At 36.1% G+C, this 11,249-nt stretch carries 12 protein-coding genes; 5 read left to right on the top strand and 7 right to left on the bottom strand.

Going from position 1 to position 11,249, the window contains the following annotated elements:
* Positions 1 to 7: 7 nt before the first annotated feature.
* The 7 genes from H5J24_RS04690 to H5J24_RS04660 form a co-directional block, all read right to left on the bottom strand.
* Positions 8 to 1,015, bottom strand: a complete 1,008-nt coding sequence (locus H5J24_RS04690) for a vWA domain-containing protein (RefSeq protein ID WP_068944180.1) — start codon at positions 1,013 to 1,015, stop codon at positions 8 to 10.
* Positions 1,015 to 2,007 (bottom strand): VWA domain-containing protein, encoded by a 993-nt coding sequence (locus H5J24_RS04685; protein ID WP_068944181.1) that lies wholly within the window; start codon positions 2,005 to 2,007, stop codon positions 1,015 to 1,017. The genes H5J24_RS04690 and H5J24_RS04685 overlap by 1 nt, the downstream gene beginning before the upstream one ends.
* Complete coding sequence (locus tag H5J24_RS04680) at positions 2,000 to 2,896, bottom strand: BatD family protein (protein WP_068945166.1); 897 nt, start codon at positions 2,894 to 2,896, stop codon at positions 2,000 to 2,002. The genes H5J24_RS04685 and H5J24_RS04680 overlap by 8 nt, the downstream gene beginning before the upstream one ends.
* Before the next feature lie 57 nt (positions 2,897 to 2,953).
* Positions 2,954 to 3,817 carry a DUF58 domain-containing protein gene (locus tag H5J24_RS04675; RefSeq protein WP_068944182.1) on the bottom strand — a complete coding sequence of 288 codons (864 nt, stop codon included), beginning with the start codon at positions 3,815 to 3,817 and terminating at the stop codon, positions 2,954 to 2,956.
* Positions 3,818 to 3,874: 57 nt separating this feature from the next.
* Positions 3,875 to 4,330, bottom strand: coding sequence for a GNAT family N-acetyltransferase (locus H5J24_RS04670; RefSeq protein ID WP_068944183.1), 456 nt, complete (start codon positions 4,328 to 4,330; stop codon positions 3,875 to 3,877).
* Positions 4,330 to 5,334, bottom strand: a complete 1,005-nt coding sequence (locus tag H5J24_RS04665; RefSeq protein ID WP_068945167.1) for an AAA family ATPase — start codon at positions 5,332 to 5,334, stop codon at positions 4,330 to 4,332. The genes H5J24_RS04670 and H5J24_RS04665 overlap by 1 nt, the downstream gene beginning before the upstream one ends.
* 253 nt (positions 5,335 to 5,587) lie before the next feature.
* Positions 5,588 to 6,889 carry a hypothetical protein gene (locus tag H5J24_RS04660; protein ID WP_068944184.1) on the bottom strand — a complete coding sequence of 434 codons (1,302 nt, stop codon included), beginning with the start codon at positions 6,887 to 6,889 and terminating at the stop codon, positions 5,588 to 5,590.
* Between the two features lie 239 nt (positions 6,890 to 7,128).
* Here H5J24_RS04660 and H5J24_RS04655 point away from each other — a divergent pair, with 239 nt between their 5' ends.
* From H5J24_RS04655 to H5J24_RS04635, 5 genes are all read left to right on the top strand, one after another.
* The gene (locus tag H5J24_RS04655; protein WP_429832243.1) at positions 7,129 to 7,449 is read left to right on the top strand and encodes a hypothetical protein; all 321 of its coding nucleotides are present in this window, start codon (positions 7,129 to 7,131) and stop codon (positions 7,447 to 7,449) included.
* A 46-nt stretch (positions 7,450 to 7,495) separates the two neighbouring features.
* A complete protein-coding gene (locus tag H5J24_RS04650; protein ID WP_429832241.1) occupies positions 7,496 to 8,467 on the top strand; it encodes a peptide-N-glycosidase F-related protein in 972 nt (323 codons plus the stop codon).
* A gap of 332 nt (positions 8,468 to 8,799) precedes the next feature.
* Positions 8,800 to 9,270, top strand: a complete 471-nt coding sequence (locus H5J24_RS04645; RefSeq protein WP_066694648.1) for a DinB family protein — start codon at positions 8,800 to 8,802, stop codon at positions 9,268 to 9,270.
* A 106-nt stretch (positions 9,271 to 9,376) separates the two neighbouring features.
* A complete protein-coding gene (gene rlmB, locus H5J24_RS04640; protein WP_066694653.1) occupies positions 9,377 to 10,120 on the top strand; it encodes a 23S rRNA (guanosine(2251)-2'-O)-methyltransferase RlmB in 744 nt (247 codons plus the stop codon).
* Positions 10,121 to 10,256: 136 nt separating this feature from the next.
* Positions 10,257 to 11,201, top strand: coding sequence for a DUF6263 family protein (locus H5J24_RS04635; RefSeq protein WP_232816069.1), 945 nt, complete (start codon positions 10,257 to 10,259; stop codon positions 11,199 to 11,201).
* Positions 11,202 to 11,249 lie beyond the last annotated feature (48 nt).

Raw genomic sequence — 11,249 nt, 5'->3', positions numbered from 1 at the left:
AGGTTAACTATAGGTTAAAATCATTTTTGGGATTAAAAATATAAATTAAAAAGAAAAACAGAATAGATACTGCTAAAAAATATTGATAATAATGGTTAGCATTCTGTGACTTTACCATTGTTTCTGATCCTGAAGACTTCCTATTAATGGCATCAATGATTCTGTCCGGAGCTTCATTGATATTATTTCCATCAATATACGTTCCTCCTGTAGAACCAGCCATTTTACTTAGGGCTTCCGTCTGCCTTTTGGAAATAACAGTATTTCCATTGACATCTGTTTTATAGCCCATCAGCTGTCCCTCATTATACACAGGAACCGGAGCTCCTTCATCTGTTCCTATTCCTACAGAGGTAATGGTTATCCCTTCTTTATTGGCAAGCCTTATCGCTGCATTATCATTCCCTTCATTATCCTCACCGTCACTCAGTAATATCACTTTTCGTGATCCTTTGCTTACATTTTTAAATTTCTCAGTGGCAGCCTCCACTCCTTTCAGAAAGTCTGTTCCCTGAATCTTCATAGAATTTGTTTCAATAGCTCCGATATAAGTTTCTGCAGAATTATAGTCGGTTGTTAAAGGCATGATAGAGATGGCCTGACCTGCAAAAATGACAATCCCGATTTTATCGTTCTTCATTTTCGACATGGTCTGCATCATCAGATTTTTGGCTTCAGTAAGACGGCTTGGCTCAATATCTTCAGCATTCATGGAGTTGGAAACATCCAGCATAAAGATCACATTATTCAATCTCTGATTGCTTTTCACCTCTTCAGAACCGTTCAAAAGATCGATGATTGAAAATATCAGAAATAATGTACCCAACAGATATAATGCAGGAAAAAATCGTGTAAATCCTGAATTTTTTTCAAATAAATTATCATGAAACTGGCTGGCCGCAAAGATTTCTCTCTTTCTCTTCCTCCATTTTAAAAAACGGATCAAAAAGGAAGCTAACAGAGGCAGCAGCAACAGTAAAAATAAATACCAGTAATTTCCTAAGGACCAACTCATCAGCTTAAAATTTTATAAAACACCCATCTCAATAATGCATCCAGTACCAGCATCGCTAGAGCTGCCCATAAAAATATCTTGAAATACTCTTCATAATTGTACAGCTTAGACACTTTTACATCAGATTTCTCAAGCTGGTTGATCTCATCATACACTTCTTCAAGGCTGCTGTTTGAAGTCGCTCTGAAGTATTTTCCTCCTGTAGTCTGAGCAATTTCTCTCAATGTATTTTCATCGATAGTCACCTCAGCTTCGGTAAAAATAAGATCTCCAAAGAAATCCACCGCTGTAGGCATCAGCGCATAACCGTTTGTTCCTATTCCGATGGTGTATACTTTTATATTATTATTTTTTGCCAGTTCTGCAGCAAGTTGTGGCGGGATCGCGTTTTCAATATTACTTACACCATCCGTCATCAGAATGATCACCTTACTTTTGGCCTTACTTTTAATTAAATGGTTCACTGCAACCGAAAGCCCCTCTCCTATGGCTGTTCCTGGTTCAAGACCATTAGAATTAAGGTTTTTGATCTCATCAATCACTACCTGATGATCTGAAGTTACAGGAACTTTGGTAAATGCTTCTGCCGCATAGGCAACTACTCCAATCCTGTCATTTGGACGCTTCTGAACAAATTTAACCGCAATATCCTTAAGGGCAGTAATACGGTCCGGATTTAAATCTTTTGCCAGCATACTGAGTGAGACGTCAATAGACAGCATGATATCTACTCCTTTGGTATCATCTCTATCCTGTGAAACCGTAAATGTTCTCGGTCTCGCCATGGCAATAATAAGTGCCGAAAGAATAATATATTTTGATATCTTCAGTAGAAAAAGAACTCCTTGTATACCTCCGCTAGTTCCCATGTTTTTTATGGTAGGAACTTTAATACCTTTTCTTTTCTTTTTACCCCAATCTTTTATCAAAAGAGGAATAAACAGCAGAAAAAGCAATAAAAACCATGGACTGTAAAACTCAAAATTAAACATCCTTTCTTAAGTTTTCGAATTCTAAATCTTTGGAAGACCTTTTCACAAAGTCTCTGATATCTGCAAAATCCTTTTCCATTGTAGCCTGATCCGGAAATGTTTTAGCAAATTTCACCAAATCTCCTCTCAGGAATACCTCTTCTACAATTTTTTCATTATCCTGAGAAATGGTATTATTCTTCTTCATAACATCAATAAGATCATCAGTCAAAAGAACATCTGCAGGAAGATGATATTGTTTGGTAATAAAATTTCTTGATATTTCGATCAGTTCTACATAGAATGAACGGAAATTACCGCCTTCAATATATTTTTTCTTTTTAAGAGAATCCAGCTCCTTCAATGTTTGGTTGGTAGCAACTACTGGAGAGCTTTTCACTTTTCTACCCCATTTTACAATCATAATAATGGCAATAATCAAAGCAATACCTGCCAATGCTGCCAGAATATAAAACTTGTAAAGCTCCCAATAATCCTTGGCTTCAAGTTTTACCTCTTTATTTTTCATAATGTCATTAATCTGGTCTGCTTTCTGAGCTGTATTAATGACTTCTATTTCGTAAGGAATGGTTTTAAGAATCTTATCTCCTACTTTAAACTCCAGTTCAGGAATGGTAAATTTTCCTTCTTCAAAAACAGCAAATTCTATTTTTCTTTCGTATGAATTGGCATTTTGCCCGATACTGTCCTTGGTTTCTTCAAAGTGAAAAGGCAGCAATTCATTTTTGGCTGCTGAGTTCACCTGCTCATCATGGAGATTATCAATCTTTATCACAAGATGATTGGTTTCTCCCAAAGCAATGGTTTTCTTCTCTACATTCGAAGATAGTATCTGTGAAAAGGCATTTGCACAGATTAGAAAAGATAGTATTAAAAGTATTTTTCTCAATGTTAAATAATAATAAAGGCTAAAGCCTGATGTTTTATTGACGGGCAAAACCCGATGTTATTTTTTCTGAAAATAATGATACAACAATTTTGAATAATCTGCGCCGGTATTTACATTCATAAAACTGGCCGAACTGTTGGCAAAATCTTCTTCCAATGCTCTTAATTTTTGCTTTTGCGCTTCTGCAAAAGAATATCTCCACCTTGCACTGGAAGTATTGGCCCATATTTCTTTCCCGGTTTCAGCATCATACAGTAATGTGTACCCTACATCAGGAATTTCATTATCTTTTTCATCATATATCCTCATTCCCAGTAACTGATGCTTCTTTGATGCCACTCTCAGCATTTTAGAATCATATTCGTCCTGAAAATCTGAGAACAGGAATACCAACGATTTTCTTTTAAAGATTCCCATCATATATTCCAGCGCTTTATCTATTTTAGATTCTGCCGGAACATAGTCTGCAGTAAGGATATTACTGATAATAGAAAGGATATGCTTTCTTCCTTTTTGCGGTGGAATTACTTTATATACTTTATCTGCAAAGAGGATCAATCCCACTTTATCATTATTTCCGGCTGCTGAAAACCCCAAACTGGCAGCAATTTCTGCAACATATTCTCTTTTCAGCTGGGCTTTTGTTCCATAATCCATAGAAGCAGAAATATCTACTACAAGCATCATGGTCAGCTCTCTTTCCTCTTCCATCACCTTTACAAAGGGTTCACGGAAACGAGCAGTCTTATTCCAGTCGATTCTTCTGATCTCGTCACCAAACTGATAGGGACGGACTTCTGAAAAAGTCATTCCCTGCCCTTTAAAGGCACTGTGATATTGCCCCATCAAAGCAGCCTCCGTCTTTTTTCGGGTACGGATTTCTATCTGCTTTACTTTTTTTACAATATCTTTTATCTGCATAGAGGGTTTTATGTTTAAGGTTTTGTAGAGTTCGGGCTAAATTGATTTTTCAAATTATTACTTAAACTCAATAGATACATTCAACCATTCGTCGTCAAACTTTGGACCGTATTTTTTATAAAAATTAATGGCAGGTTCATTCCAGTTTAATACCTGGAAAACCATTCCACTATATGCATTTGATTTTCCATATTCTACTGTAGCATCAAACAGAAGCTTTCCGATCTGTTTTCCTCTCATTTTTTCTGTTACTACCAAATCCTCAAGATAGAGTCGTCTGCCTTTCCATGTTGAATATCTATCATAATATAATGAGATCCCTACAATTTCGCCATTCAATTCTGCAACGAAAGCACCCCAAACCGGGGATTTACCAAAGCCATCTTCCGTAAACTCATCCAGAGTTACAGTAACTTCGTGTAATGCTTTTTCGTATTCAGCCAGTTCTTTAATTAATTCCAACATGGAAGCACAATCCTCCTGAACTGCTTTTCTAATAATAACATCACTCATTATGGTGCCTGGATTTTTGCTAAAATTCTATTAATAATCTCTTCTGTTGTGATTTCTTCTGCCTCTGCTTCAAAGGTTAATCCCATTCTGTGTCTCAATACATCTTTAGCCAATGCTTTTACATCTTCAGGAATTACAAAAGCTCTTCCTTTTAAGAAGGCATACGCTCTTGAAGCAATCGCAAGGTTAATGGAAGCTCTTGGAGAAGCTCCGAAACTGATATAGTTTTTAAGTTCGGAAAGTCCGTAGTTTTCCGGATAACGGGTTGCAAAAACCATATCCAGAATATATTTTTCTATTTTTTCATCCAAATAGATCTGATTGATGATTTCCTTTGCATCCACAATATCCTGAAGAGATATCACAGGATTTACAGTGGGCTGGTGAGAAGTGGAAACCATTCTCATTACTTGTCTTTCATCTTCAAAAGCTGGGTAATCGATAGTACACTTCAGCATAAAACGATCGCTTTGTGCTTCCGGTAATAGATAGGTTCCCTCCTGATCGATTGGGTTCTGAGTAGCCAGTACCAAAAATGGTTTTGGAAGCTTCATCGTTTCATCACCAATCGTCACCTGCTTTTCCTGCATTACCTCCAGCAATGCTGACTGTACTTTTGCAGGAGCACGGTTGATCTCATCGGCAAGAACAAAATTAGCGAATACCGGGCCTTTTTTTATAGAAAAATCATTGTCTTTGATATTATAAATCATAGTTCCCACAACATCTGCCGGAAGTAAATCCGGTGTAAACTGAATTCTGGAGAACTCACCATGAACGGCATCTGCCAGGGTTTTAATGGCTAAGGTTTTCGCAAGTCCCGGAACTCCTTCCAAAAGAACGTGTCCATTTCCTAAAAGCCCTACCAATAGACGGTCTACCATGTATTCCTGCCCAATAATCACCTTGTTGATTTCCTGTCTCAGAAGAGAAAATAAGTAGTTTTTTTCTTTTACTTTTTCCGTCAACTGACGGATATCCTCGGCTTGATATGTATCTGACATAGCTTGATTTAAAATAAGTGGTAAATTTCTGATAAATACTTGCATTAATCAACATAATGAATGCCATATTTGAGTTAAAGTTTGTTAAATATTCCGAGTTTAACAAGCCTTTAAGCTTTAAAACAGATAATGCTGTCATTATATTTCAAGCTTCTACATTATCATTCAACCCATTATAAAAAAATGTTGTGACCAATAATCATCACAACACTTTTTATTGATTTATATTTTTCTTAAAATGAAAACAGAGAAATTACAGCTTTGTAATGTTAATTGTAAATGCAGCTTCCGGCATATCTACTGAATCTTCGTAAGATCCTACATTAATGTAATATTCTGTTCCTGCAGTTGTTGTAATTGTCATTGTTTCAGCAGAACCTCCACCACCATTATCTTGTGTACCTACGCAAACCAAATTATCACAGGCTCCACTATACACCCCAATTTTAGGATCAAAAGAAGCTGCTCCAGGAGTAGCCTTGATGGTATATTGACTGCCATCTCCTGTAAATCTGAACCATAAACCATCGTTCATTCCATCATTAGCACATGCTAAAATAAATCCATTATTATTGGTGGAAGACATTCCATCAGCCTGTACAAAAGTATAAGGAAACGATGCTGCCTGCAAAGCTCCGGAACATGCATCATTTACAGGGATTGGAGGAATTGTTTTAAAGGTATAATCTGCACAACCGGCAGATTCTCCGTTAGCTGATACAGCAGTTACTTTAAAATAATAATTAGTATCACGGTTCAGAACAATAGATGGAGAAAGATTATAACTTGCCCCATTTACAGTTTGATGATTGATAACATCCGTTCCACCAGGGGTTGTCCCTAAAGATAATCGATAAGAAGCAGCTCCCATTACCGATTGCCAGGTAATAGTTGGTGACAAAATTACAAACTGAGCATTATTGGCAGGAGAAATCACAAGGGGACAACCTGGTGCAATATTAGCAGTCAAACCTAAAATAGTTACAGCAGATTTGTAATCTACTCTTATTCCACCTGGCGGGGATGCAGGATCTGCAACAGCCTTATCTCCTTTGTAAACAAGAGTGGAATTCTGTAAATAAGGATAAATGCGGAAAACCTCATCAAAATTATTAATGTCAATACTTGGCGAGTCTTCTTTTGCTGCAATCACCAGATTATCAATATTATTATATGCAAACGGAGTGGTAAAAATGACATCAACTTTATTACCATTCTTAGTAACAGAACCTGTAAATACCTGAGTCAATTGAGCCGCAGGAACCCAATCTGTATTGGATGCAAAGGATATTTTTGGAGTATGTCCAAGATAAACGGTCCAATTGGAAGAATCATTAATAACTGCAGAAGGATCAAGGTAAAAAGTAAGCCCTGTAATATTTCCGGCAGCATTGGCATTCACTTCCTGCTTTGGATAAATCTGCTGAACATAGGAATAAGAAAAAAAACTACTTATGGGTGCAGTTCCAACACCTGTACTTCCGATATTGATATTGATCTGAGCATTAATAGTAAGCACTGCAAACAACAGAGATAAAAGTAAAATTCTTTTCATTATTAATAATATTATCATTAAATACAATGCTAATTTAATAATAAAATATGGATTCTTGTAATAAAAAAAATTATTCAATTATTTCTCTTGATTAACAGGAAGACCATCAGTACTCATCGTACTATTCATTTGAAAAATTTAAACATTCAACAACAAAAACATTATTAGGTTAAAAACAAAACCAAATAACCTATATTTTTAATACATATTTTAATATATTTACACTAAATATCAACGATATGTATAAAAGACTATTTTTTGCAAGTCTATTTCTTACAGCTCTCTTTAAATCACAGACAACAAATGTGACGAATCTGATTTCTGATGCGGTATATTATGACGGCTATGCTAATCCGGTAGCCACTCCTGTTCCTCCCGGCTTAATCAGACTGGGAAATACAAGATATGCGAGAAAGCTTACAGACTCAGAAATGGATTCCTTTAAAGCAAAAATTGCGATGAGGGTAACCATAGGCGCTCTGTGTGATAATTACGATCGTCTTGGAGAAGTATTCCTTGCCCTTGTTCCTAAAAAATCAGGCAACCTATACTACGAATGACCCCAATGTTAAAAGAATTGAAGCGGCGCGATATATCACACCGTTCATGAATAAGAACCGATCACCCATCGAAGTTCCTTACACTTATGATATCAGTAATCTATACAGTGTATTTCATAATACCGAATTGCGAAATGCTTATGATATGTATATGGAGCTTGATGTTTTTGGAGTACCCTATGCTGCACAAACGCAGGTTGCAGGCTGTGCAGGTAGAATTGACGTATTTTCAGGAAACCTGACTTTCTTTTCAACAGATGTAGGAGCAACCCCTACAGATTACAATACCATCGTTCCTATACTAAGCTATAATAGGCTCAATAACTACAACAGTACTGACGTTACCGGAGAGACAGTAAGACTGGTTACTTTCAATCTTCCTACTGCTGTCACCAATGCTCGCTTTTTTTTAATCTCCACACCACATGGAGCTGGTACAGGTGGTGAAGAATATATTAGAAGACAAAACTACACCTATATAGATGATGTACAGGTATTAACCTATACTCCGGGTGGAATTTCCTGTGAACCTTTCAGAGTATATAATACACAGGGTAACGGAATTTATCAAAGTGCTCCCGCAACATTTGCTCAATGGACTTCATGGAACAATTGGTGCCCAGGTAATTCGGTTCCTATCAGAGGGTTTACTTTACCATCTATGACTGCTGGAAATCACACTTTAAAACATACAATCCCTACTGCAGTTTTTAACGGAAAGGATGGTGATGTATTTTTATCGGTTTATATGCAGGGTAAAAGCAATGCTTCTTTAAATGTAAAGGATGTAAAAACCATAGACGTGAATATTTATCCTAATCCCACCACTGACTTCGTCAATATAAAATCAAAAGAGGATGTTGCATCCATGACGCTTTTCAGTATAGATGGAAGAAAACTAGCTGAAGTTTACAGAGAGAACAAAATCAATCTTTCATCATACAGTGCAGGAGTTTATTTCTTAAATATTGTTTTGAAAGACGGAACTACTTTTAAGCATAAAATCATCAAAAAATAACCAAACTCCATAGGCTCAGGAAATCAAATATCTCTAAAAAACTTATAGAAAACACAAAATAATTCATAAAAAAATAGTTAATAAAATAATAAAAACCCTTCTTTGATAAAAATCATCGGAGGGTTTTTAGCTTCATAAAAATTAATAAATATCTAAAAAGGAGTCGTTAAATTTTCTAAAACCTATTATAATCCCATCAAATTTTTGTGTAAAAAGAAAATAATAAATAATCTATTTTATTAGCATTATGGAACTTTTACTTTAATCCTTTCCCCAAAAAATTGTCATTTCCAGTTTATTAAACTATTTTTGGTGATTAAAATTTCTGCAAAATGAATTATCATTTTCAAGCACACAGACAGGTAAGAAGAAACCTTTTAGATATCCTGCAGAACACCTCCCATGAGGACCTTCTGCTGATTCCTGACGGCTTCAATAATAATATTTACTGGAATATTGCCCACACGGTTGCCACTCAGCAGCTTTTACATTATTATTTAAGCGGCAATCCTTTCCGTATTGATAAATATTGGGTTGAAACTTATAAAAAAGGAACTTTACCCAACTTAAATGTTCAAAAATCCGAAGTGGAAGATCTGGAGTTTTTACTTACAGAAACCTCTAAGATTCTAATGAAGGATTATGACAGCGATTTCTTTTCAGATTACACGCCTTATACAACAAGTTTTGGAATGGATCTGAAGAGCATTCAGGATGCTATTATCTTTAACAACATGCATGAAAGCTTGCATTATGGGTATGTAATGGCGCAGAAAAGAGCAATTTTAGGAGAAAAATATTAAAAAGGAAGCTGGAAGAAAGGAAGCTGGAAGTTTGTAGTCCTCATAAAACACAACTCCTCTAATCCCGAAACCACATACCCTTAAACATAAAATTATAGACAAATCAATGAAAGACGATTTTATTTTCGGGCTGCGTCCCGTGATTGAAGCAATTGAAGCGGGAAAAACGATTGACAAGATCTTTGTGCAAAATGCACTTCAGGGTCCTATTTATGCTGAACTAAAAGCAATTTTAGCGAAAAATAAAATTCGTCCCAATTATGTTCCGGTTGAAAAACTGAACCGTTTTACAAGAAAAAATCACCAAGGTGTGGTTGCTTTTATTTCGGATGTTCCGTTTCATAAAGTGGAGGATCTTGTTCCACAATTATTTGAGGAAGGTAAAACTCCTTTCTTATTGATTCTGGACAGACTTACAGATGTGAGAAACTTTGGAGCTATCTGCAGAACTGCAGAATGCGTGGGTATAGATGCTGTAATTATTCCTGAAAAGGGAGCTGCTCCTATCAATTCTGACGCCATCAAAACGTCTGCAGGCGCTATTTATAATATTAAAATCTGTAAGGAAAATAATCTTGCTCATGCAGTAGATTTCCTTCAACAAAGCGGGATTACTGTATTTTCAGCTTCTGAGAAAGCACAAAAATTAATCTATGATGTAGACTTCACAGAACCATGCGCTATTGTTATGGGAAATGAGGAAACAGGTATTTCTAAAGAAGTATTGCATCATTCTGATGAAAAAATAAAACTTCCTATTGAAGGGAAAACCCAATCTCTGAATGTTTCTGTAGCCTGTGGAGCTATCCTGTATGAAGCAGTAAGACAGAAGAGTTTGAAAATAAATTAATTCGATAACACAACACTTAAAAAAATTAGAAAATGAAAAACATAGCAGCAATAGCGCTATTATCATCTATAGCTCTTGTTTCTTGTAAAAAGAAACGGCAAAAATCACGAAAGTAGATCCTAAGACAGGAAAAACAGTGACTGTAGAAGTTCCCGCAGATTCTGTAGCGAAAGTTGCAGAAAACCCTGCGATCAGAGACTCTGCCGGAATCGTTACTCAAACTTTCAAACTTGAAAAAGGTAAAACTTACCCTCTTACCACTTATCAGAGAGATGTAAAAACAATGACGGATCCTCAGGGAAAAACAATGACGGCAACCTCTGAATCTACAGATGAAATGAACTTCACCGTAAACGAAATCAAAGGAAATGTGTACGAAATGACACTTAACCTTGTTTCTAAAAGGAGTTCTCAATCTGCACAGGGAAAAACCGTTGTAGTAGACACTAAGCAGCCTCTTCCTAAAGAAGATGATCTTAAAATGATCTGGAATATCAACAAAGCGCTTACCAGCAACAAGCTTGATATGAAAATGGATACCAAAGGAAATGTGATTTCTATTACAGGATTTGATGCTGTTTATACCAAAGTTTCAACGGCTTTGGGAACACTCATTAAGGATGCTAATGAAAGAGCTAGTGTTGTTGCAAGTCTTAAGCAGTCTTTTAATGAGAAAGTATTGAAAGATCAGTTCAATAAAAACCTTTCTATCATTCCTAAAAAAGGGGTGAAGATAGGAGAAAAATGGACCACCTCTGAAAATGCAGATCCAAGCGGAGCCATCAAAGTAACTTCAAACTATGTTTTAAAAAGCTTAGGAAACGGAACTGCTGAAATTGCTGTAACCGGGGGAATTCCTAAGAAAACCGAAAAGAAAGCTCAAGGGCCTATCACCCACAGCATGAGCAGTGAACTTGCTCAAAACGGAACCATCAAGTTTGATGAAAATACAGGATGGATCACGAACCAAAACATCAATGTAAAAACTACGCAGATAGAAACCATTTCAGACGGAAAGCAATCTCAATCTATGAAGAGCGTTTCCAATTCTTCTGTAATGGTAAACCCGTCTGCAAAATAATTCAAGCTTAAAAGTGTAAGATTCAATGTTTGATTCTTACACTTTAAA

It is taken from the genome of Chryseobacterium capnotolerans (assembly GCF_021278965.1).
In the GTDB taxonomy this organism is placed as follows: domain Bacteria; phylum Bacteroidota; class Bacteroidia; order Flavobacteriales; family Weeksellaceae; genus Chryseobacterium; species Chryseobacterium capnotolerans.
This window is presented reverse-complemented; position numbering and strand designations above follow the sequence as displayed.